Below are 22,576 nucleotides of genomic sequence, written 5' to 3' on the forward strand. Positions count from 1 at the left end.
CCGCGCGAGAGGATAATCGAGGAATGGAATCGCAGCGCGATGCGGCCCCGCTCGGTCGCTTCCTCACCGTCGCCGACACGGCCGAGGTCTTGAACGTCTCCGCCCAGCACGTGGCCGAGCTCATCTCGAGCGGTGAGCTGCCCGCCATCCGAATCGGGCGCAGCGGACCGTGGCGCATCGAGTTCCCCGCACTCGAAGCATTCATCAGCGGTCAGTACGAGGAGGCACGTCGTGCAGGCCTCTGGCACCAGGCCCAGCTCACCGAACTCGCCGAGTTCACCGGCGCCCCGATGCTCCGGCCCGTGCCGCCCCTCGGCTGAGCCCGGTTCCGACAGTCGACCGACGAAACGCCTCAGGCAGCACGCTCGACGATGACGACCTCCGCGAGCACGATGATGCGGATCTGCTCGACGCTCCGGCTGCGGCGCGCCGACCCTGGCTCGTGGACGGCCAGATCCAGATGGTCGCGGCCCACCCGGTCGACCGTGCCCGTCCAACTCCCCGTCCGGGTCCGTACGACCACTGCAGCACGACGTCGACACAGATCACGGAGCAGGAACGAGACGGTCAGGCGGTCGAGCAGTCGCGGTTCGCGGACCACGACGTCGTCGAGACTCCAATCGATCTGGGTCTGCGTCATGGCGACCGCCGCGATGGCATCGAGCGGGACGACGACCTCCCGGCCGCCCGGGGTACCGGATTCGGCCTGGATCCAGTCCTTGCCGATGCTCCGGACCCGCAGCCGCCAGGTCGTCCCGTCGACGAGTTCGACGACGAGCGGTCCTGGTGCGTCGGCGTCGCCGCAGAGGGCGACCAGCCGCTCGCGGAGCGTGAGACGCCCACGCCGAAGCCGCTCGGCCTCGATGCGGACGGCGTCGTCGTCGACGGCGAGCTCGTCGTCGAGCTGACCGGCGAGATCGTCGAACAGGCTGTCCCAACGCATACGCCGACGGTAGTGCGCAGAGGGCGGGGGCGTCCTGCGTTCTCCACAGACCCCTGGTCCTGGACCCCAGGGAACTGACATGATGAGTGTGACATGTCAGATTCTGGTCGCCCGACTCGTGGCGCCCGCTCACCCCTCGGAGGCCCCATGAGCACCGTTGCCCGGCACGACGACGACGAGCCCGGAGCACGCACGGCTCGCCTCCGGCCGGCGCCTCCGCTCCCCGAGCGACGCACGCCGGAGATGCGGGCGGCGGCGCGCGCCGGCGCTGACGACTACTTCGCGCCGCAGCCGGCGCCCCGAGCCGAACTCCCTGATCCGCGACCACTGCTCGAGAACCTCACGCGGAGCGTGATCGAGGTGATCGCCGGAGCCCGCGACCTCACACAGCTCGCGCGGTGGATCACCGCCGACGTGCACACCGTCCTGCTGAAGCGCGTGATCCTCGCCGAACGGGCACGACGCGTCCGCGGCGTCCCGGGCACCGTCCCGGTCGTCTCCATCGGCACCGTGACCGTCTCCGAGCCACGCGACGGCGTCGTCGAGTCCGTGGTCATCGTCCACGGACGAGCACGGTCCCGAGCCGTGGCCATCCGGCTGGAGGGCTTGGACGGCCGCTGGCGGGCGACCTCGGTGAGCGTGCTCTGACCGCCGCTGCACATCCGCCCGCAACCGACAGACGGGAGCCCTCCGAACCGATGTCACCATGGTCCGGAGGGCTCCCGTTCGTTCCGGCGTGGGCCTACTTCTTCTTGCCCTGCTTCCGACGGTCCGAACGGTTGCTCGGAGCAGCCGCAGGCGCCTCGGACTGCTGACCGAAAGCCCCGCGCGACGCCTTCGCGGCCGGGGCGGCCTTCGTCGCCGGAGCCGCATCGCCGGCGGGACGGTTCGTCTGCTGGAGCCGCTGTGCGCGTTCGGTGGCCGCCTTCTCGATCTGCCCGCGCTGGTTGCGGACCTCGACCCCACCCTGCTCACTCGGAGCGGAGTAGCTGAGCTTCTCGGTGTCGGGGGTCTCCTGCGTCAGCCCCTTGGCCGTGATCGCCGGTGCGGCGGTGCCCGCATCGACCTCGCCGGCGACCTCGACCTCGAGGTTGAAGAGGAAGCCGACGCTCTCCTCGCGGATCTGCCCCATCATCTGCTGGAACATCGCGTAGCCCTCGCGCTGGTACTCGACCAGCGGGTCGCGCTGCGCCATGGCCCGCAGGCCGATGCCGTCCTTCAGGTAGTCCATCTCGTACAGGTGGTCGCGCCAGCGGCGGTCGATCACCTGGAGGACGACGCGGCGCTCGAGTTCGCGCATCGCCGGGGCACCGAGCGACTCCTCGCGGTTGGTGTACGCGAGCTTGGCGTCGGAGAGGATCTCGCGGCGCATGAAGTCGCGGTTGATCCGCCCCTTCGTCCCCGCCTCCTGGACGACCTCGTCGATCGTCAGGCCGACGGGGTAGAGCGTCTTCAGTTCGGCCCAGAGTGCGTCGAAGTCCCAGTCGTCGCCGTTGCCCTCGCCGGTGTGCTCGTCGAGGACGTCGTCGACGACGCTCTCCAGGAACTGCTGTGCGCGATCGTGGAGGTCGTCGCCCTCGAGGATGTGGCGGCGGTCGGAGTAGATCGCCTCGCGCTGCCGGTTGAGGACGTCGTCGTACTTGAGCACGTTCTTGCGGATCTCCGCGTTCCGCGCCTCGACCTGCGACTGGGCGCTGCGGATCGCGCGGCTGACGATCTTCGACTCGATCGCGAGGTCGTCCGGCACGTTCTGGCGCCCCATGAGGCTCTCCGCGGCTCCGGCGTTGAAGAGGCGCATGAGGTCGTCGGTGAGGGACAGGTAGAACCGGCTCTCGCCGGGGTCGCCCTGACGGCCGGAGCGACCGCGCAGCTGGTTGTCGATGCGGCGCGACTCGTGGCGCTCGGTACCGAGGACGTAGAGTCCGCCGGCGTCGATGACCTTGTCGGCCTCCTCCTTGACCGCGGCCTTCACCTCGGTGAAGACCTCGTCCCACGCGGCCTCGTACTCCTCGGGGGTGTCGATCGGGCTGAGACCCTTGGCGTTCATCTCCGCGACGGCGAGGAACTCGGCGTTGCCGCCGAGCATGATGTCGGTTCCACGACCGGCCATGTTGGTGGCGACGGTGACCGAGCCGAGTCGACCGGCCTGGGCGATGATCGCGGCCTCACGCGCGTGGTTCTTCGCGTTGAGGACCTCGTGCTTGACGCCCTTCTTGGCGAGGAGCCTCGACAGGTACTCGCTCTTCTCGACGCTCGTCGTGCCGACGAGGACCGGCTGGCCCTGCTCGTGGCGCTCGACGATGTCCTCGACGACCTGCGCGAACTTCGCCTCCTCGTTCTTGTACACGAGGTCCGACTGGTCGATGCGCTGCATCGGGCGGTTGGTCGGGATCGGGACGACGCCGAGCTTGTACGTCGACATGAACTCCGCCGCCTCGGTCTCAGCCGTACCGGTCATGCCGGACAGCTTCTCGTAGAGACGGAAGTAGTTCTGGAGCGTCACGGTCGCGAGGGTCTGGTTCTCGGCCTGGACGGCCACGCCCTCCTTGGCCTCGATCGCCTGGTGGATGCCCTCGTTGTAGCGACGTCCGACCAGGATGCGACCGGTGTGCTCGTCGACGATGAGCACCTCGCCGTTCATCACGACGTAGTCCTTGTCCTTCTTGAAGAGCGCGCGGGCCTTGATCGCGTTGTTCAGGAAGGAGATGAGCGGGGTGTTGGCGGACTCGTAGAGGTTGTCGATGCCGAGGTAGTCCTCGACCTTCTCGATGCCGGGCTCGAGCACGCCGACGGTGCGCTTCTTCTCGTCGACCTCGAAGTCCTCACCGGGCTCGAGTCGCACCGCGAGCCGGGCGAACTCCTGGAACCAGCGGTTCGCCTCGCCGGAGGCCTTCCCGGAGATGATGAGCGGGGTCCGTGCCTCGTCGATGAGGATGGAGTCGACCTCGTCGACCACGGCGAAGAAGTGACCGCGCTGGACCATGTCCTTGGCCTGCCACGCCATGTTGTCGCGGAGGTAGTCGAACCCGAACTGGTTGTTCGTGCCGTAGGTGATGTCGGCCGCATACTGCTCGCGGCGCTGCTCCGGCGTCTGACCCTCGACGATCACGCCGGTCGTCATGCCGAGCGCGCGGAAGACGCGCCCCATGATCTCCGACTGGTACGACGCGAGGTAGTCGTTCACCGTGACGATGTGCACGCCCTTGCCGGCGATGGCGTTGAGGTAGGCCGGGAGGGTCGCGACGAGCGTCTTGCCCTCACCGGTCTTCATCTCGGCGATGTTGCCGAGGTGCAGCGCGGCGCCACCCATGATCTGGACGTCGAAGTGGCGCATGCCGATCGTGCGGCGTGCAGCTTCGCGCACCGCGGCGAAGGCTTCGGGGAGGAGGTCGTCGAGGGTCTCGCCGTTCTCGAAGCGCTCGCGCAGCTCGACGGTCTCGCTCTTCAGCTCCTCGTCGCTCAACTCCGTGAAGTCGTCCTCGAGGGCATTGACCGCCTTCGTGAGGCTGGTCAGCTTCCGGAGGATGCGACCTTCGCCGACGCGAAGGATCTTCTCAAGTGGTGAGGCCACGAATTGCTCTCCATTACGTGTTCCTGATCTCCGTCCTGGTCGACTGACCGGGACGGACGGGGTGCACCAGAACGGGGCAGTCCTCTGAACATGTTAGCGGGGAGTCCCTTGAGTGGACGCTGTGTATCGAGGGGCGGACGGATGTCGACGGAGCGCCGCCGCAGCGCGGGACGGACGGGTCACTAGGCTGGCGACACCTACGGCGTAGGTATTTCATGGAGGTTCGATGTCGGTCAAGCACGGTCTGCTCGCGATCCTCGCGCTCGGCGACGACTACGGGTACCGTCTGCGCGGTGAGTTCGACCGGCGGACGACACCCGACACACCGCTCAACGTCGGCCAGGCCTATGCGACCCTCGATCGTCTCGAGCGGGACAGGCTCGTCGAGCGGGCCGCCGTGGATGCGCAGGGGCATGTCTTCTACCGCATCACCGCCGACGGGCGCGACGTCCTCGAACGCTGGTGGGCGACACCCGTCGCGGCCAGCGCTTCGCGAGACGAACTCCCGAACAAGGTCGCCCTCGCGGCGTCACTCGACGGCGTCGACGTGTTCGGGGTCATCGCCGTCCAACGCGCGTGGGCGCTCGATCTCGTGCAGCAGCTCGACGAGGATCTGTCGACGCTCCCCCCGACGCCGCAGGGTGACATCGCGTGGATCGGGCTCGAAGCCAGACGGCGACGCTCCCTGGCCGAGCTCGACTGGCTCGAGGTGACCTCGGCACGCCTGCGGGTACACGACGCCGTCTTCGACGTCGCCACCGACATGCCACGACGCGGCCGCCCGGCGAACCGGGCGACCGCGTCAATCGGGGTGCAGGACGCTAGTTCGAGCCGTCCTCGAGGCTGATCACGCCGTAGTCCCAGCCCTTGCGGCGGTACACGACGCTCGCCCGCTCCGACGAGGCGTCGATGAACAGGAAGAAGTCGTGGCCGACGAGTTCCATGCGGTCGACGGCGTCCTCGACGCTCATCCACTCCGCGGGGAACTCCTTCGTGCGGATGACGACGGGCGAGTACGCCTCCTGCTCCTCGTCCTCGTGGGTCAGCGTCGCGACGCTGCCGGTCGCGACCTGCTCGAGCAGCTCCGGCGCGGCAGGAGTGATGTCGACGCCGCTGAACCCCTCGCTGCTGGCGGCGTGCAGGGAGGTGCGGTGCTTGCCGCGGTGCTCCTTCTTGCGGTCCTTCGAGCGGCGGACGCGCTCGAGCATCCGCGCGATCGCGAGATCGAAGGCCACGTACTTGTCGGAGCCGGTCGACTCCGCACGGACCAATGGTCCGGGGCCGACGAGCGTCAGCTCGACGCGGTCCTCGCCCTTGCGTCCGTTGGCGTCGTGATGGCGGGACACCTTGATGTCGAGCGACTGCGCCTGCTCGACCAGATGGGCGACCTTCTCCGCCTTCTCGGTCGCGTACTCGCGGAACCGATCGGTGATGCCGAGTCCAAGTCCGACGATGTTGATATCCACGTTCGACCTCCTCATCCGGCTGACCACCCGGTCCCGGGCGGTCCTTTCACGCCGTTCTGCAACCGTAGTGCCCGAGCCTGCGGAAGTCATCAGCGGTGTTCAGGGAACGTTCATCTTCCGGCCTCGTGACCCGCCGTCCGTTCACGGTCCGACCCTGGCGAGGGCCACGACACCGACGACGAGGCCACCGCCGTCGTGCATCGCCCGGACCGCTTCCCCGACGGTGGCGCCCGTCGTGACGACGTCCTCCACGAGCAGGAAGCGGCGCCCGTCGAGCCGCCGTGGCGCGACCAGGGCATCGGCGAGGTTCTCGAGACGCTCCGCCCGGCCGAAGTCCCGCTGGTCGGCGGGCTCCCGCGCCCATCGCAGCGGGCGCGACGGTCTGGCGCCGAGCCGGCGCACGAGCTGCTCCACCGGGTGGAAGCCCCGATCGCGGGCGGCGCGTCGTCTGGCCGGGATCGTCGCGATCTCCGGCGAGACGCCGCCCATCGCCCGGCTCGCCTCGAGCACGGCGGACCGGAACGCCGGTTCGAGTGCGGCGGCCAGCGGTCGGACGAGGCCGGTCCGGGCATCCTCCTTGTAGGCGAGGAGGATGGCGCCGACGAACTCGTCGTAGCGACGGGCGGCGAGACCGGGGGTACCGTCCGCACCGTTCCACCGCACGAGTAGGGCGTCGTCGTCGGGGGCCGCCGGTCGGACCAGACGCCCGCGGCAGTCGTCGCACAGCCCGCGGTCCGGCGCACCGCATCCGGCGCACGTGACCGGGACCACGAGGGCCCATGCGTCCAGGCAGGCCCCGCGGGCATGAGCGAGGGGCGTGCTTCGACTCGACGAGGATCGCATCATCCGATGGTCGCGCCCACGCGGCGCGTCCGGTGGCGCATCGTCCGAGACGCGGACGGCTCCGGCACTCCGAACGCGCTGTGGAGCGCGTTCACTCAGTCGGGCGACCCCAGCTGGGTCGCGATGAACCGGACGTCGCTGCCCGCCTCCTGCCAGCTCGAACCACGGGGCAACAGCAGCCGACCTTCACTCGTGAGGGCCCGCAGTTGCGTCGGTCCGTTGCCCCCGACCAGGTTCGTGACGTCCGCGAGCTTCGGTACGGGCGCGGAGCGGCCGCCGATCTGCTGCGTGACGATCGTCGTCCCGTCACCGCCGCCCAGCAGGACGGCGACGGTGATGTCGTCGACCCAGGTGACGGTCGTCGCCTGCGTGGACATGACGCGGAGCTCGACGGGATCGCCGAGTCGCAACGGCGCGTTCCGGTCACCGCGGATGATCGCGGCGGCCACGAGCCGCGACTGCGTCCCGTCCCGGAGCAGCGCGACGAGGCGCGTACCCTCCCGGGACACCTGGATCGAATCGATCGTGGACGCGCCGGTCCAACTCGTCGCGACCTGCACCGTTCCACCCGCGGCGTCGTGCGCGAGCAGCGCGGACGGCGCCGCCGCCGGCACGGTCCAGGTGAAGCCGAACGGGTCCATCGTCGGCGGAAGGAGTCCCGGGCGGTTGTCGACGAGCCGGATGTCGCCGTCGGCCTGGATCACCGTGACACCGGCGGCGGAACGGACCGCGGCCTGGTCATGGTCGGCGGACAACACGCCCGCGTCGGCCCCGGCCGCCACGACCGCCGTCGAGATCCCCGGCACGGCCTCGAGCCGGTTCCCCGAGGCGAAGCCGAACTCGTCCCCGCGCTGGACGAGCGCCCGGGGGTCGACCCGCGGTGCGGCGAGCGACAGCGGCGAGACCGTCTGCGTGGAATTGCCGACGACGGTGATCGCGACGTTCGAGACGGCGGCCACCCCGCCGACGCTGCCGGACAGCTGCACCAGGCTGCTGCTCAGCTGGAGCTGCATCCGCTGGAGCGTGACGGCGTCCGCCTGCAGGGCCGGTTTGGTCAGGTCCACGCGCGCGGTCCCGGCCTCGACCGGAACGGCGTCGCTCGTGAGCGAGGTCCCCTCGGGGAACGCCGTCGCCACCGCGCCCTTCAGCCACTCCGCCGGTCCGTCGAGCAGCGCCCCCACGATCCTCGTCGCGGTCGACGCCCGCGAGGGGAACCAACGCTGGTCGGGGACGAGTCGGGTGAAACTCGGGTCGAAGTAGCTCAGTGAGTAGGCCGCGAAGACGTCGGCGAAGGTCGATGACTCGAGGACGATGCCCGGCGGAGCGGCCGCGATCCGCCACTCCCCCCGCACCTGCTCGAAGGAGTAGGTCCAGCTCAGTGGCGACGAGTTCCCCGATTCGCGGTACTCACCCCGGTCGTCGACCGCCGCGACGGGGCTGACGGTGAGTTGCACCGTGTCGGCGACCGGGGCGAACGTGCGGCCGCCCTGGTCGATGGTCACTCCGGCGTCGGGATCCCAGTCGGACCGGAGCGCGGGTGCGAGGAACTCGCGCGCGATCTCGTAGTTGTTCTGCGGGCTCGCGGCGGCGTCGATGAAGCCCCGGAGGATCTGCTCCGGCGTCGCCCCCTCGGCGGGGCCCGGCGCGATGAAGTTGACGTCGACGTCGCCGCCGTCCCCCTCGACCGTTCCGCCGTCCTGCACGGAACCGCCCCGCGGGATGCCCACGCAGGCGCTGAGCACCACCACGAGGAGCATCGGCAGCGCCGCCGCAGCGATCCGACGTACTGCGGATCGTCGTCTCGGCGATCGTGCGGGGACGTCAACCACGAGCATCCTCCTTGTCGTCGTCCGCCGATCGCACGGTCGGGAGTGAGCGGGTCGTCGGCGCGGTGAGCTCGTCGACGATGGACTCGATCGCATCGTCGGGCGGCAGGCTGATGGGCGAGCGGACGATCTCCGTCCCGGGTTCGCGTGGGATGGTGAGGCGGAAGGACGAGCCGGCGGCGGGCTCCGACCAGACCTCCAGCCACCCCTCGTGCAGGACCGCGTCCTCGAGGGAGATCGCGAGTCCGAGCCCGGTGCCGCCGATGGTGCGCTTGCGGGACGGGTCCGCGCGCCAGAAGCGGTCGAACACGCGCTCGGTGGCCTCACGCGTCATGCCCTGGCCGTAGTCGCGTACCGCGATCGCGACCGAGGACTCGTTGCTGTCCACCGACACCACGATCGGTTTGCCCTCGCCGTGCTCGATGGCGTTGCCGACGAGGTTGCGCACGATCCGCCGGATCCGCCGCGGGTCCATCGGGACCGCCGAGTAGCCACCCGGTGCGACGATCCGGAGGTCCGAACCGGTCGGCTCCGCGAGCGGGCGGAGCTCCTCCACGACCTCCTCCGCGAGATGGACGAGACTCGTCGGTTCCAGTTCGAGTTCGATGCTGCCGGCGTCGTAGCGGCTGATCTCCAGCAGGTCGGCCAGCAGGATCTCGAACCGCCCGACCTGGTCGTGGAGGAGCTCGGCCGTCCGCTCGGTGGCCGGTGGGAAGGAGTCGCGCTGGTCGTAGAGCACGTCGCCGGCCAGGCGGATGGTCGTCAGGGGCGTGCGCAGCTCGTGCGAGACGTCCGACACGAACCGCTGCTGCACGAGCGAGAGCTCCGCGAGTTCCTTGATCTGCTTCTGCATGCTGGCGGCCATCCCGTTGAAGGAGCGGGCAAGGATGGCGAGCTCGTCCTCGCCCTTCTCGGGCATCCGCACGTCCAGGTCGCCGCCGGCCAGACGTTGACTCGTCTCGGCTGCGAACCGGATCGGTGTCGCCACGAAGCGGACGATGAACCACGCGGCACCACCGACGAGGATCATGAGGCCGACGCCCGCGAGGAAGAGCGTCCGTTGGACGAAGCCGAGCGTCTGCTCCGAGTCGCTCAGGTCGAAGCCCAGATAGATCTCGTATGACCCCGCGGTCGGCATCGACACCATGGAACCGACGACGATGCCGGCGGTGGTCGAGCCGTCGGCGGATGTGAGGGTCACCGACTGCCACTGGAGGGTGTCCGGGTCGGCCCGGACCGCCTCACTGAGCGCGTCCGAGATGACACCCCCTCCCAGCCCCGGCGACTCGAAGCCCGGAGGCGTGACCTGGCTGGGGTCCTGCCCGGGAGCCCGGTAGGCGGCGATGAGGCTGCTGCCGGAGGTCGTCTGGAGATCGGTCCGCACGGTCCCCATGAGCTGCTGGAGGGCGACGCGCTCGCTGGCGTCCGACGCGTCGAGGATGCTCTGCGCGGACGCGATGGCACGACCGGAGCCGCCGAGCGCCTGCTGCAGTCGGGATTGGAAGAGATCGTTGCCGATGCTGAACGAGAGGTAGGCACCGGTCAGGAGGATGGCGAGTCCCGAGAGGCCGACCGTGATGGCGACCGTCCGGAACTGCAGCGAGCGCCGCCACTGCGAGCGCACCTGCTGCGGCCACCTCCGCCACAGCCGCCAGTCGGCCGCCCAGCCGGCGAGTCGGGAGGCCATGTCGGATCAGCCGGTGACCGCGCCGGCGCGGTATCCGACGCCACGCACCGTCATGACGATCTTCGGGTTGTCGGGGTCTTCCTCGACCTTCGCGCGGAGCCGCTGCACGTGGACGTTCACGAGTCGGGTGTCGGCCTTGTAGTGGTATCCCCAGACCTGTTCGAGCAGCATCTCGCGGGTGAAGACCTGCTGGGGTTTGCTCGCCAGTGCGAGGAGGAGGTCGAACTCCAGCGGCGTGAGCCCGATGACCCCGTCGGCGCGACGGACCTCGTGGCCCGCGACGTCCACGGTGAGGTCGCCGATGCGGAGGGTCTCCGCGAGGTCGGCGGCCGGCGCGCGCAGCCGCGTGCGGATCCGGGCGACGAGCTCCTTCGGGTTGAACGGCTTCACCATGTAGTCGTCGGCGCCGGACTCGAGCCCCTTCACCACGTCCGCGGTGTCGGACTTCGCGGTCAGCATGATGACCGGGACACCGGACTCCTGACGGATCAGGCGGCACACCTCGATCCCGTCGATCCCCGGGAGCATGAGGTCGAGGAGGACGAGGTCGGGCTTGGTGTCGCGGAACGCCTGGAGCGCGCCGCCGCCGTCCGCACAGAACGACGGCTCGAAGCCCTCGGTGCGCAGCACGATGCCGATCATCTCGGCGAGTGCGGTGTCGTCGTCGACGACGAGAATGCGTGCGTTCATAGCTCCGTCTCGGGTGTGACCGGCCGGCCGCGCTGCCTGACCGGTGTCCTTACGTCTCGCCTCAGCGTAGTCGAAGTGTCCAGGAGAACCGCCGAACCGCCGGTCGCGGGCAGGCTCGGTGTGACAACATGGAGGGGTTCGAGACGGCGAGGGGGTGTTGCTGATGGACACGGAACAGCGAGCCGGGGGCGAGATGGGCGATCAGGATCCGAACCCGTGGGCGACGCCGCAGGGGCCACGACAGCCGGTGGCCCCGGAGCAGGCGACACCGCAGCCGCTGCCACCGCAGCAGGGGTATCCACAGCAGCCCGGCTATCCGCCGCTGCCGCCGCAGGGAGCCCCACAGCAGCCCGGGTACCCGCCGCAGCAGGGACACCCGCAACAGCCCGGGTACCCGCCGCAGCAGGGATATCAGCAGCAGCCCGCGTATCCGGCGCAGGCGGGGTACCAACAGCCGGGATACGGCCAGCAGCCGTATCCACAGCAGATCCCGCCCCAGCACACCCAGCCGTATACCCAGGCGCAGCAGCCCGGGTACGGGACCCCTCCCTCGGCTCCGACCGCCGCCTACGACGCGAACCCGTACGCGACCGGTGCGTCCTGGGCCCCGGGGGCCCAGCAGGGATGGGCACCGCCGCCGAAGCCGGGGCTCATCCCGCTCCGGCCGCTGTCCTTCAGCGACCTGTTCGGCGCCCCCTTCCTCGTGCTGCGACGCAACCCGAAGGCGACGTTCGGGAGCGCCCTCCTCCTGCAGGGTCTCACCGCCGTCCTCTCCCTCGTCATCGTCGGCGTCGTCACCTGGCTCTCGTTGAGCCGGCTGTCGCAGGCGGCCCCCGGGGAGGAGGACGCCATCAGCGCCGGGGCGATCACGGCCATCATCCTGTCCTTCCTGATCCCGGTGGCGGTCTCGATCGCCGGCAGCGCGGTCCTGCAGGGCATCATCGCGCAAGAGGTCGCCCGCGGCACCCTCGGCGAGAAGTTGCCGCTCGGCGTGCTCTGGCGACGCACGAAGGCGCGGTTCCTGCCGCTCATCGGCTACACCTTCCTCCTGATCGGTGTCGTGACGGTGTTCATCGCCGTCGCGGTTGGCCTCGGATTCGTGCTGACCGGTCTCGGCGGGACCGCGGGCGTGGCCCTGACGGTGGTCATGGGCATCGGCGCACTGCTCGTCCTGATCGCCGCTTCCGTGTGGCTCGGGACGAAGTTCTCCCTCACACCGAGCATCATCGTCCTCGAGAACGGCAAGGTCTTCGCCTCGCTCGCTCGCTCCTGGCGCCTGACCGACGGCTATTTCTGGCGGACCTTCGGCGTCCAGTTCCTCGTCTCCTCGGTCGTCAGTGTCGCGTCGCAGGTCGTCGCGACCCCGATCAGCCTGCTCGCCAGTCTCGTCCCCGTGCTGTTCGTCGGGGTGGACTCGGAGGCGACCATGATCGTCGCCACCATCGCCGCGCAGGGCCTCTCCCTGCTCGTCTCCGTCATCATCGGTGCGATCACGGTCGTCGTCATCAGTGCCACGTCGGCGGTCATCTATGTGGACCTGCGGATGCGCAAGGAGGGGCTCGACCTCGACCTCGCGCGGTTCGTCGAGGCGCGCGCCGGCGGTCGCGAGACGGTCGACAACCCCTTCGACGTCGCCGCCGCCGGAGGCAAAGCGACCCGATGAGCCCACTGTTCCTCGCGTCGCGCCTCGACGTCCCGCTCGTCCCTAATGCACCGGGCGCCCGGGACCTCCTGCAGCGTGAGCTGTCGAAGCCCGAGTACCAGACAGCGCAACCGTCGTTGTGGGACATCGTGTCGAAGGCGTTCTGGGACTGGGTGAACTCCCTCCGGGTGCCGGGTGAGGGCCCTTTCACCGGCCTGTTCCCGATCATCGCGATGACCGTGGTCGTCGTCGGGATCGTCATCGCGTTCATCGTGTGGGGCGTCCCCCGCCTCAACCGACGGAGCGCCCGTCAGCTCGACCTCTTCGGCGAACGCGACGATCGGACCGCCGATCGGTTGCGCCAGGACGCGAGGGCCGCCGCCGCGGCCGGCGACTGGACTCTCGCGCTCCAGGAGCTGTACCGGGCGATCGCTCGCGGACTGTCCGAGCGGACGATCGTCGTGGTCACCCCCGGCACGACGGCGCACGGTTTCGCCGCCCGGGCGGCGGCCGCGTTCCCGCAGGACGGGCGGGCGCTCGCGGAGGCCGCGGACGTCTTCGACGCCGTCCGCTACCTCGAGGCGACGGGCACCGAGGCACAGTACCGTGAGCTCGAAGCGCTCGACGCACGGCTCTCCTCCGCCGCGCCGCAGCTGCTCGCCGACCCCGAGGAGCTGGTCCGGTGACGCTCACGACGAAGCCCACGGTGCAGCGGGAGCCCGAGCCCGACGTCGCCACGCCTCGGCTGCGAACCCGGCTGCGGCGGAACCGGTTCTGGATCGTCGCGGCGGTCTTCGCGGTCGGGATCGCCCTCGTGCTCATGTTCGCGACGCGAGGCGCGTCGATCGACGCGGCCCTGCTCAGCCCCGGAAACCAGACCCCGAACGGCGGACGCGCGCTTGCGCAGGTGCTCCGCCAGGAGGGCGTCACCGTGACGGAGACCACCACGCTCGACGCGACGCTCGAGGCGGTCGAGGACACCGACAGCACCGTCCTCCTGTTCGATCCCAGCGGACTGCTCGACGCCTCGCAGCTCGAGCGGTTGAGCGTCGCCGACGCCGCACTCGTCGTCGTCACCCCCCGGGCCGCGGCGCTCCGCACCCTGTTCCCCGGCGTGTCGTTCGCGGGCAGCTCGGACACCGCCGACGTCCTGTCGTCCGACTGCGGCGACCCCACCGCCGAGCGGGCGGGGACGGTCACCGGTGGCTGGACCCTGTACACGACCACCGACGCCGACGCTGAGCGCTGTTTCACCGCCGACGGCGGCGGGAGCGCGGTGGTGACGCAGGCGGACGGCGCACGGGTGCTGCTCGGCTCCGCCGACGCCCTGACGAACGATGTCATCGACCGGGCGGGGAACGCCGCCCTGGCGCTCGGCCTGCTCGGCTCCACCGAGCAGTTGGTCTGGTACCTGCCGAGCCTCGCCGACGTGCCGGTCACCGGTCCCCCGAGCCTCGACGAGCTGACGCCGAGCTGGGTCGCCGGAGTCACCGGCACCGTCGTCGTCACGGCGATCCTGGCCATGTTCTGGCGCGGGCGACGCTTCGGCCCGCTCGTCATCGAGGACCTGCCCGTCGCGGTCCGCGCGAGCGAGACGATGGAGGGGCGCGCACGCCTCTACCAGCGGTCCGGCAACCGCCAGCGGGCGCTCGACGCGCTGCGGATCGGCACCGTGTCCCGCCTCGCGGTCGCCACAGGCCTCTCACGCCACGCCTCGGTCGTCGAGGTCGCCGACACGGTCGCCGGACTCGCCGGACTCGACCCGCGGCACGTGCGGTCCGTCCTGCTCGACGCCGTACCGACGAGCGACGCCGACCTCGTCTCCCTGTCCGATCACCTGCTCGATCTCGAAGCCGCCGTCGCGCGCGCCACGGACCTCACCGGAAGGAACCATCCATGACCGACGCCCCCGTGCCAGGATCCACCGCACCGAACCCCGACGACCTCCGGCGAGCACTCGCCCAGGTCCGCGTCGAGGTCGGCAAGGCCGTCGTGGGTCAGGACGCCGCCGTCACCGGGCTCGTCATCGCGCTTCTCGCCAAGGGCCACGCGCTCCTCGAGGGTGTGCCCGGCGTCGCGAAGACGCTCCTCGTCCGATCGCTCAGCCACGCGCTGAGTCTGGACACGAAGCGCGTGCAGTTCACGCCCGACCTCATGCCCGGCGACGTCACCGGCTCGCTCGTCTACGACGCCAAGACCGGCGAGTTCGAGTTCCGCGAGGGCCCGGTGTTCACGAACATCCTGCTCGCCGACGAGATCAACCGCACACCCCCGAAGACCCAGTCCGCCCTGCTGGAGGCGATGGAGGAGCGCCAGGTCAGCGTCGACGGCCGTTCGCTCCCACTCCCGGACCCGTTCATCGTGGCCGCCACGCAGAACCCGATCGAGTACGAGGGCACCTATACGCTCCCGGAGGCGCAGCTCGACCGCTTCCTGCTGAAGCTCGTCCTCGACGTGCCAGAACGCGACGTCGAGGTGGAGGTGCTCCGACGGCATTCCGCCGGGTTCAGCCCGCGCGACCTCACGGCTGCGGGTGTCAGGCCGGTCATGGGCGCGGCCGATCTGCGGGCGGCGCAGCTCGAGGTCGGACGCGTGGGTGCCAGCGCCGACGTCCTCGCCTACATCGTCGACCTCGCGCGCGCCACTCGGCGCAGCCCGTCCGTCCGGCTCGGGGTCAGCCCTCGAGGGACGACCGCCCTCCTCGCGTCGGCGAAGGCCTGGGCCTGGCTGAGCGGCTACCAGTCGATCACCCCCGACCACGTGCAGACGATGGTCCTCCCGGTGTGGCGCCACCGCATGCAGCTGCGGCCCGAGGCCGAGCTCGAGGGTGTCTCGGTCGACGCGATCCTGCGTTCGATCATGCAGCAGGTGCAGGTGCCCATCTAGATGGCCGTCACCGGGAGGTTCGTCGCGCTCGTCGCGTTCGGCATCGTGCCGATCGTGGTGCTCGGCGTGCTCACGGGCGACGCAGCTCCGGCGTTCATCGCGTGGCTCGTGCTCGCCGCCGCGCTCGGAGCGCTCGACCTCGTGGTCGCCGGTTCGCCTCGGGACATCGTCCTGCAACGGCAGCTGCCGTCCCGGGTCCGGCTCGGTGACTCGGCGACGAGCACCCTCTTCCTCACCAACCGCGGAGGTCGCCGCGTCCGGGCGCTGGTACGCGACGCCTGGCAGCCGTCCGCCGGCGCGCCCGCCGAGCGACTCCGCGTCGACCTCCCGCCCGGTGAGCGGCGGAGCGTCAGCCTGGTGCTCACGCCGTTCCGTCGGGGCGAGCGACGGGTGTCCCAGGTCACGGTGCGGTCGTTCGGTCCGCTCGGTCTCCTGGCTCGACAGGCGACGCTGAACAGCGCCGGGCACCTCCGAGTCCTGCCGGCGTTCAACTCCCGGAAGCACCTCCCGAGCCGGATCGCACGCCTCCGCGAGCTCGACGGCGCGACGAGCGTCATGGTCCGCGGTCAGGGCACCGAGTTCGACTCCCTCCGCGAATACGTGCGAGGTGACGACGTCCGTTCGATCGACTGGCGTGCCACGGCACGACGCGGCGACGTCATGATCCGCACCTGGCGGCCCGAGCGCGACCGCCGGGTCGTCATCGTCACCGACACCGGCCGCACCTCCGCCGCGCGCATCGCCGACGAGCCGCGCATCGACACCGCGTTCGAAGCCGCGCTCCTCCTGGCCGCGCTCGCCACGAGAGCAGGCGACCGCATCGACTATCTCGCCTACGACCGTCGCGTGCGTGGTCGCGTCCAGGGGGCGACCGGCGCCGAACTCCTCTCCAGGATGGTCGATGCGATGGCGCTCGTCGACCCGGAACTCATCGAGACCGACTGGGACGCCGTCCCCGGCCAGGTCAGGCAGATCACGAACCAGCGCGCCCTCGTCGTCCTGCAGACCTCGATCGACGCCCCCGGGGCCGCGCGCGGGCTCCTCGCCGTCCTCCCCCAGCTCACGCAGCGCCACACGGTCGTCGTGACGAGCGTCGTCGACCCGGCGACCCTCGAGGCCACGCGCGACCGCGGCGACCGCGAGACCGTCTACCGCGCCGCTGCGGCCGAACGCGCCCTGCTGGACATCGAACGCGTGTCGGCGGCGATCAGACAGCTCGGGGCCGACGTCGTCACCGGTTCGCCGGAGACCCTCCCCCCGGCGCTCGCCGACGCCTACATCGCGCTCAAGGCCTCCGGTCGGCTCTAGCCCGATCCGTCGCCGATCGATCGGCTTCCTCCGAGTGCCGACCGGAACCGGATCGACGGGTCAGCGGCCCTTACGCTTCTTGCGGCGTTCCCGGGCGAGCTCCTCCTGCTTGGCCTTCCGCGCGGCGAGCTGGGCGCCCCGGCTCGTCCCGGCGGCGGTGCCCTGGGTCGAACCGGCCTTCTGCGCCTTCCGTCGTCTCGCGGCCTGCTGCGGTGCAGGAGCGGCGGCCTGCTCGGTCGGGGCGGACCGTCGCGAGCTGTTGGCCGTGCGTCCGCGCACGATGCCGATGAACTCCTCCACGGCTTCGTCCTCGCGGTCCTGCGGCCAGACCAGCACGACCGGGATCGAAGGAAGACCGACGATCGGACGGTACTCCACGTCCTTCCGCTGGTGCAGTCGCGCGACCGACTGCGGGACCACGACGATCCCGACCTCGGACGCGGCCAGTTCGACCGCTGCCTCCGGGTCGTCGGTCAACGGAGCCGCCGGGGCGTCGAACCCGAGCACGGCCGCACGTTCGGCCCACTCGAGGACGAGCGGCGCCATGATCAGCTGCTCGTCGGCGAGCGCGGCCATCCCGACCGTGTCCTCGGCTCCGAGTGCAGCGCCCTTGGCGAAGACGACGACGGGGAGCTCCTCGAACAGGGCGATCGTGTTCAGCCCGTCCTGGTCGATCGGGACCCGGGCGAGCACGAGGTCCGCCGCACCGGAGGCCAGGACCGCTCGCTGCTCGTCGAGGTCCACTCGGATCAGGCGGAGTTCGTCGTCCGGACGGCGCTCGCTCCAGATGCGCGCCCACTTCCCCGGGTTCACGCCGCGCGCGTAGGCGACGGTCAGCGCCGGCGGGACGATCTCCGGCACCGTGTCGGCACCGATCCCGTCGTCGCCGACCTCGATCCCGTCGACCTGGTCGTCCTGCCTGTCCATCGAAGCCTCCACTGCTCGGCTTGCCACACTACTGCAGCTCGGTCGACGGGTGATCCGGCCGGTTGGGCGAGGACACCGCAGCGAGGTACGCTGAGCGGATGGGTGCGAGCGAACAGATCATGAAACCGGCGACCGCGGCGAAGAAGCTCGGGGTCTACCTGCCGGCGACCCCGGCGTCGTTCCAGGAGGAGCCGATCACGCGGTCGGCGTTCCTCGAACTGCAGGCGAACCCGGCGGACTGGCTCGTCGAGCTCCGCAAGAACGGACCGCACCCGCGGGACGTCGTCGCCCGCAAGCTGGGTGTGTCGACCTCCGGTCTGGCTCGCGCCGAGATCACCGAGGCGTTGACCACCGAACAGATTCAGGAGCTCCTCCGCACGCTGCCCGCCTGGCTCGTGCAGGAGCGCGCCGTCCACGCCGAGGTCAATGCCGAGAACGCCCGGGTCAACGCGAGGAACGCCGAGCGCCGCGCACGATCCGAAGCCGGCGAGTAGCCGTCAGCCGGCGACGATCCGCTTCGCGCCGGCCTCGAACTCAGCCAGGTCACCGCGCTCGCCCGAGCGGTACGCGCGGCCGCCCCACCAGCACATGTAGCTCAGGAATGCGGCGAGCGCTCCCCCGCCGATGAGCATCTTGACCGCCCACGGCCATGGTGCGGGCGTCACGAAACCCTCGACGAGCCCCGAGACGAAGAGCACGACCACCAGCCCGATGGCGATCGTGAACAGCGCTCGGCCCTCCTCGGCAAGCGCCTGGCCCCTCGTCCGTGGCCCCGGTGCCACCCAGGCCCAGAAGATGCGCAGACCCGCCGCTGCCGCGACGAACACCGCCGTGAGCTCGAGCATGCCGTGCGGGAGGATGTACTCGAAGAACACGTCGCCCTTGCCGTAGGCGAACATGACCCCTGCGGCCTGCCCGACCCCCTGGGCGTTGGTGACGATGATGTACGGGACCCAGACACCGCTGATGCCGAACGCGACGCATTGCGCTGCGATCCACGCGTTGTTGGTCCACACCTGGCCGGCGAAGCTCGCAGCCGGGTTGTTGGAGTAGTAGGCGACGAAGTCGTCCTCGACGTACTGCTTGAGTTGCGCGTCGGTGCCGAGGTTCGCGAGGACCTGCGGGTTGCCGGCGATCCACACGGCGTACAGGGTCGCGATGACGACCGTCGCGACCGCGACGGCGAGGGTCACCCACCGGACCCGGTAGAGCGCGGCCGGCAGCGCCAGGACGAAGAACCGCGGGACACTCGACAACACGTTCGCGCTGGCGCCGGTGAACCGGAGGCGCGCCCGCGAGAGCGACACCGAGAGGCGGTCGCCGACGAGGGTCGATCCGGCCGTCGTCTTGATCGCGGAGAGCTGGGTCGCTCCGGCCTGGTAGCGGTCGATCAGCTCATCGGCCTCCGGCCCGCTGAAGAACCGTTGCTTGCCGAGCGCGTCGAGGCGGTCCCATTCCTGAAGGTGGGCTGCGGAGTAGGCGTCGAGGTCCATCGCAGCCATGCTACGCGTTGGTGGCGCTCCATGGCCGGTCCCCCGCGCATCTGCTTGAATGGAGCACATGTCCGAACCAGCCCGGGTCCCGCTGCACGAGACGACGCTGGACGACGGCACCGAGCTGATCACCGGCGAGGCGGTCGCCCTCGACGTGCGGCCCACCGGATTCATCCTGCGCGCGGCGGGCGCCATCATCGACTACGTGGTGTCGATCCTCGTGTTCGTCGGCCTCATGCTCGCGATGTTCTCCTGGATCCTGTCCGGGGTCGCCATGGACACCGCGATGTTCACCGCCATCGTGCTCGGCCTGACGGTGCTCTGTCTCGTCGTCCTGCCGGCAGCGGTCGAGATCGCCACCCGCGGACGGTCGCTCGGCAGACTCGTGGTCGGTGCCCGCATCGTCCGAGACGACGGCGGTGCACCCGGCTTCCGGCACGCGTTCATCCGTGCCCTCACCGGGTACTTCGAGATCTACGCCACAGCTGGTGGCATCGCAGCACTCACCGGCCTGCTCAGTGCTCGCTCGAAGCGCCTCGGCGACGTGCTCGCCGGGACCTACAGTCAACGTGAGCGTCTGCCGCGGGTGGTGGAGCCCGTCGCGATGATCCCACCGCAGCTCGCGGCCTGGGCCGGCGGCGCCGACGTGGCCCGGCTGCCCGATCCGCTGGCGCGGCGCGTCACCCAGTTCCTCAAACAGGCCGGTTCGCTCACCCCGGCCACGAGGACCCGATTGGCGGCCGAACTCGCGGCAGAGGTGTCCCGATTCGTGTCGCCGCTGCCGATCGCTCCCCCGGAGGCGTTCCTCGTCGGTGTCTCCGTCATCCGCCGGGAGCGCGAGTACCAGGCCCAACTCGCGGCCCGTCAGCGCCTGTCACTCCTCCAGCCGGTGCTGAGCGGTCAGCCGCACCGGTTCCCCGACCGCTGAGGCGGGGAACCGGCGGCACCGCCTAGTAGCGGTAGTGGTCGACCTTGTACGGGCCCTCGACCGGCACACCGATGTAGTCGGCCTGCTCGCCCGTGAGCGTCGTCAGCTGCACGCCGAGCGCGTCGAGGTGCAGGCGTGCGACCTTCTCGTCGAGGTGCTTCGGCAGCACGTACACGCCGATCGGGTACTCCTCGATCCGCGTCCAGAGCTCGAGCTGTGCGAGCACCTGGTTCGTGAAGGAGTTGCTCATCACGAACGAGGGGTGCCCCGTCGCGTTCCCGAGGTTCATGAGTCGTCCCTCGCTGAGCACGAGGACGCTGCGCCCCGTGGGGAGGCGCCACTCGTGGACCTGTGGCTTGATCTCGATCTTCTCGGCGCCCTCGAGCGCCTCGAGCGAGGCCATGTCGATCTCGTTGTCGAAGTGCCCGACGTTCGAGACGATCGCGAGGTGCTTGAGCGCGAGGATGTGGTCGAGGGTGACGACGTTGAAGTTGCCGGTGCACGTCACGATGATGTCGACCTGGTCGGCGACGCTCTCGAGGGTCGCGACCTGGAAGCCGTCCATCGACGCCTGGAGGGCGCAGATCGGGTCGACCTCGGAGACGATGACCCGAGCGCCCTGGCCGCGGAGGGCCTCAGCTGCACCCTTGCCGACGTCGCCGTAGCCCGCGACGAAGACGACCTTGCCACCGATGAGCACGTCGGTCGCGCGGTTGAGGCCGTCCGGCAGCGAGTGCCGGATGCCGTACTTGTTGTCGAACTTGCTCTTCGTGACCGAGTCGTTCACGTTGATCGCGGGGAACAGCAGCTCACCCTGCTTCGCCAGCTCGTAGAGGCGGTGGACACCGGTGGTGGTCTCCTCGGTCACGCCGAGGATGTCGGCGGCGACCTTCGTCCAGCGGTCGCTGCTGCCGGCGAGCGAACGACGGAGCACGTCGAGGACGATGCTGTACTCATGGCTGTCGGCGTCGGTCGTGTCGGGGACCGCTCCGGCCAGCTCGAACCGACGGCCCTGGTGGACGAGCATGCTCGCGTCGCCGCCGTCGTCGAGGATGAGGTTGGGTCCGGTCCACTCGGCTCCGGCCGTGGCGGCTTCGGTCGACCAGTCGAAGATCTGCTCGGTGCACCACCAGTACTCTTCGAGGGTCTCGCCCTTCCAAGCGAAGACCGGCACGCCGGCCGGTGCCTCGACGGTCCCGTGCGGACCGACGGCGACGGCGGCCGCCGCCTCGTCCTGGGTCGAGAAGATGTTGCAGCTCGCCCAGCGCACCTGGGCACCGAGCGCGACGAGCGTCTCGATGAGCACCGCGGTCTGCACCGTCATGTGCAGCGAACCGGCGATACGGGCGCCGGCGAGGGGCTGGCTCGCGCCGAACTCCTCGCGGAGGGCCATCAGGCCGGGCATCTCGTTCTCGGCGAGGCGGAGCTGGTGTCGGCCGGCCTCGGCGAGCGACAGGTCGGCCACCTTGAAGGGCAGGGTGGTCGTGGGGGCAGACGGTGCGGAAGAACTCATGACGCCATTCTCGCAGACCGTCAGGCGTGGTGGACCTTCATGTCGGTCCCGAGATCGGGCACGGCGCGGTGGGCTGCCGACGCTCAGGAACCGTAGCCGACGTCGCCGAGGACGCTGTGCTTCACGACGCTCCAGCCCTGCGGCACGCTCAGCCGTACGGCGTGGATGGAGCAGAGGTCGTAGCTGTGCGGGCTCTTCTCGATGCTCAGCGGTCCGAGGACGGCCATCGAGTCACGGTAGTCGTAGGTCAGCGTCGCCACGGGCTCGCGCGAGCAGCCGACCTTCGAACACATCCTGTCCACCATTTGCTCCAGCGTAGCCCGCGGGCGCCGACGGCACCGTCCGGCTCGCCGGTCGAGCGGGTCTGAACCGGGCCGCCGACCACACCTAGACTGGACGCATGGCGCAGGCTGACGAGGAGACGCGAGGCGCCCTCTCGCGCCGCCGATCACGGCACGGTCGCAACGGTCGTTCGAGCGTCGTCGGACCGGACGTGCCACCGATCGACACCCGGATCGACCAGTTCGACCTGACGGTCGCCACCACCGCCGACTACCTCCGCGGAGCCTGGCCCGCCGAACTCGCCGACGTCCGGTTCGAGGTCGGCGCGATGCCGGCGCAGAACTCCGGGACGGACGGCGTCGACCGCTGGTTCGTCGACCGAGCACGCCGACGCATCATCCTGTACCGGTTGCCCATCCAGCGGATGAGCAAGCTCCACCGGAACGACGAGCTGCATCAGCGCATGATGGTGGAGAGCTGCGTGTTCCGCGCCGTCGCCGAGCTCCTCGGCAAGGACCCCTGGGACCTCGGGCCGGAAAGGTACCGGTTCCTCTGACCCGAGGCCGCCGCG

General features: G+C 70.2%; 22 protein-coding genes. 11 read left to right on the forward strand and 11 right to left on the reverse strand.

Annotation, left to right across the window (positions count from 1 at the left end):
* Positions 1-23 precede the first annotated feature (23 nt).
* Positions 24-320 (forward strand): helix-turn-helix domain-containing protein, encoded by a 297-nt coding sequence (locus tag ACQ3HE_RS14270; protein WP_079707250.1) that lies wholly within the window; start codon positions 24-26, stop codon positions 318-320.
* Positions 321-352: 32 nt separating this feature from the next.
* Here the strand turns inward: ACQ3HE_RS14270 and ACQ3HE_RS14275 are convergent, their stop codons facing one another.
* Positions 353-943, reverse strand: a complete 591-nt coding sequence (locus ACQ3HE_RS14275; RefSeq protein ID WP_430893212.1) for a hypothetical protein — start codon at positions 941-943, stop codon at positions 353-355.
* A 147-nt stretch (positions 944-1,090) separates the two neighbouring features.
* Between ACQ3HE_RS14275 and ACQ3HE_RS14280 the strand changes: the two genes are divergently transcribed.
* Positions 1,091-1,591: an Rv3235 family protein gene (locus tag ACQ3HE_RS14280; RefSeq protein ID WP_236555501.1), complete on the forward strand. Its 501-nt coding sequence runs from the start codon at positions 1,091-1,093 to the stop codon at positions 1,589-1,591.
* 94 nt (positions 1,592-1,685) lie between these two features.
* Here ACQ3HE_RS14280 and secA read toward each other — a convergent pair whose 3' ends face one another.
* Positions 1,686-4,514 carry a preprotein translocase subunit SecA gene (gene secA / locus ACQ3HE_RS14285; protein ID WP_079707252.1) on the reverse strand — a complete coding sequence of 943 codons (2,829 nt, stop codon included), beginning with the start codon at positions 4,512-4,514 and terminating at the stop codon, positions 1,686-1,688.
* Between the two features lie 226 nt (positions 4,515-4,740).
* On the opposite strand from secA, the gene ACQ3HE_RS14290 reads away from it, so the two are divergent.
* Positions 4,741-5,361, forward strand: coding sequence for a PadR family transcriptional regulator (locus ACQ3HE_RS14290; RefSeq protein WP_430893213.1), 621 nt, complete (start codon positions 4,741-4,743; stop codon positions 5,359-5,361).
* On the opposite strand, the gene hpf is transcribed toward ACQ3HE_RS14290, so the two are convergent.
* From hpf to mtrA, 5 genes are all read right to left on the reverse strand, one after another.
* On the reverse strand, positions 5,336-5,980 hold the full coding sequence (gene hpf / locus ACQ3HE_RS14295; RefSeq protein WP_064295235.1) for a ribosome hibernation-promoting factor, HPF/YfiA family: 645 nt from the start codon (positions 5,978-5,980) through the stop codon (positions 5,336-5,338). The two genes, ACQ3HE_RS14290 and hpf, sit on opposite strands and share 26 nt — an antisense overlap.
* 141 nt (positions 5,981-6,121) lie before the next feature.
* Positions 6,122-6,751, reverse strand: a complete 630-nt coding sequence (locus ACQ3HE_RS14300; protein WP_430893214.1) for a ComF family protein — start codon at positions 6,749-6,751, stop codon at positions 6,122-6,124.
* 167 nt (positions 6,752-6,918) lie between these two features.
* Positions 6,919-8,652 (reverse strand): LpqB family beta-propeller domain-containing protein, encoded by a 1,734-nt coding sequence (locus ACQ3HE_RS14305; RefSeq protein WP_430893215.1) that lies wholly within the window; start codon positions 8,650-8,652, stop codon positions 6,919-6,921.
* Positions 8,645-10,336, reverse strand: a complete 1,692-nt coding sequence (gene mtrB, locus ACQ3HE_RS14310; RefSeq protein ID WP_124769640.1) for an MtrAB system histidine kinase MtrB — start codon at positions 10,334-10,336, stop codon at positions 8,645-8,647. The genes ACQ3HE_RS14305 and mtrB overlap by 8 nt, the downstream gene beginning before the upstream one ends.
* Before the next feature lie 6 nt (positions 10,337-10,342).
* Complete coding sequence (gene mtrA / locus ACQ3HE_RS14315) at positions 10,343-11,026, reverse strand: MtrAB system response regulator MtrA (RefSeq protein ID WP_064295232.1); 684 nt, start codon at positions 11,024-11,026, stop codon at positions 10,343-10,345.
* 163 nt (positions 11,027-11,189) lie between these two features.
* On the opposite strand from mtrA, the gene ACQ3HE_RS14320 reads away from it, so the two are divergent.
* Genes ACQ3HE_RS14320 through ACQ3HE_RS14340 form a run of 5 tightly spaced genes read left to right on the forward strand, consistent with a single transcriptional unit; the run spans position 11,190 to position 16,862 of the window.
* Entirely contained in the window at positions 11,190-12,689 is a 1,500-nt protein-coding gene (locus tag ACQ3HE_RS14320) for a hypothetical protein (RefSeq protein ID WP_430893216.1), read from the forward strand.
* Positions 12,686-13,354, forward strand: a complete 669-nt coding sequence (locus ACQ3HE_RS14325; protein ID WP_430893217.1) for a DUF4129 domain-containing protein — start codon at positions 12,686-12,688, stop codon at positions 13,352-13,354. The genes ACQ3HE_RS14320 and ACQ3HE_RS14325 overlap by 4 nt, the downstream gene beginning before the upstream one ends.
* Positions 13,351-14,568 carry a DUF4350 domain-containing protein gene (locus tag ACQ3HE_RS14330; protein ID WP_430893218.1) on the forward strand — a complete coding sequence of 406 codons (1,218 nt, stop codon included), beginning with the start codon at positions 13,351-13,353 and terminating at the stop codon, positions 14,566-14,568. Before ACQ3HE_RS14325 ends, ACQ3HE_RS14330 begins: the two co-directional genes overlap by 4 nt.
* Complete coding sequence (locus ACQ3HE_RS14335; protein ID WP_079707257.1) at positions 14,565-15,554, forward strand: AAA family ATPase; 990 nt, start codon at positions 14,565-14,567, stop codon at positions 15,552-15,554. The genes ACQ3HE_RS14330 and ACQ3HE_RS14335 overlap by 4 nt, the downstream gene beginning before the upstream one ends.
* On the forward strand, positions 15,555-16,862 hold the full coding sequence (locus ACQ3HE_RS14340; protein ID WP_430893219.1) for a DUF58 domain-containing protein: 1,308 nt from the start codon (positions 15,555-15,557) through the stop codon (positions 16,860-16,862). It begins immediately after the preceding gene.
* A gap of 60 nt (positions 16,863-16,922) precedes the next feature.
* Here the strand turns inward: ACQ3HE_RS14340 and ACQ3HE_RS14345 are convergent, their stop codons facing one another.
* Positions 16,923-17,789: a LysR family substrate-binding domain-containing protein gene (locus tag ACQ3HE_RS14345; RefSeq protein ID WP_430893220.1), complete on the reverse strand. Its 867-nt coding sequence runs from the start codon at positions 17,787-17,789 to the stop codon at positions 16,923-16,925.
* A 98-nt stretch (positions 17,790-17,887) separates the two neighbouring features.
* Here ACQ3HE_RS14345 and ACQ3HE_RS14350 point away from each other — a divergent pair, with 98 nt between their 5' ends.
* Positions 17,888-18,283, forward strand: a complete 396-nt coding sequence (locus ACQ3HE_RS14350) for a DUF5997 family protein (RefSeq protein ID WP_056012681.1) — start codon at positions 17,888-17,890, stop codon at positions 18,281-18,283.
* Positions 18,284-18,286: 3 nt separating this feature from the next.
* Here ACQ3HE_RS14350 and ACQ3HE_RS14355 read toward each other — a convergent pair whose 3' ends face one another.
* A complete protein-coding gene (locus ACQ3HE_RS14355) occupies positions 18,287-19,282 on the reverse strand; it encodes a stage II sporulation protein M (protein WP_430893221.1) in 996 nt (331 codons plus the stop codon).
* A 67-nt stretch (positions 19,283-19,349) separates the two neighbouring features.
* Between ACQ3HE_RS14355 and ACQ3HE_RS14360 the strand changes: the two genes are divergently transcribed.
* Complete coding sequence (locus tag ACQ3HE_RS14360; protein ID WP_085513390.1) at positions 19,350-20,210, forward strand: RDD family protein; 861 nt, start codon at positions 19,350-19,352, stop codon at positions 20,208-20,210.
* A gap of 22 nt (positions 20,211-20,232) precedes the next feature.
* On the opposite strand, the gene ahcY is transcribed toward ACQ3HE_RS14360, so the two are convergent.
* Positions 20,233-21,723, reverse strand: coding sequence for an adenosylhomocysteinase (gene ahcY / locus ACQ3HE_RS14365; RefSeq protein WP_202938090.1), 1,491 nt, complete (start codon positions 21,721-21,723; stop codon positions 20,233-20,235).
* Between the two features lie 83 nt (positions 21,724-21,806).
* Positions 21,807-22,016 carry a DUF3499 family protein gene (locus ACQ3HE_RS14370; protein WP_369808449.1) on the reverse strand — a complete coding sequence of 70 codons (210 nt, stop codon included), beginning with the start codon at positions 22,014-22,016 and terminating at the stop codon, positions 21,807-21,809.
* Positions 22,017-22,123: 107 nt separating this feature from the next.
* Between ACQ3HE_RS14370 and ACQ3HE_RS14375 the strand changes: the two genes are divergently transcribed.
* A complete protein-coding gene (locus ACQ3HE_RS14375) occupies positions 22,124-22,561 on the forward strand; it encodes a metallopeptidase family protein (protein WP_064295223.1) in 438 nt (145 codons plus the stop codon).
* Positions 22,562-22,576 lie beyond the last annotated feature (15 nt).

Origin of the sequence: Plantibacter auratus (assembly GCF_050587365.1) — a bacterium.
Taxonomy (GTDB): domain Bacteria; phylum Actinomycetota; class Actinomycetes; order Actinomycetales; family Microbacteriaceae; genus Plantibacter; species Plantibacter auratus.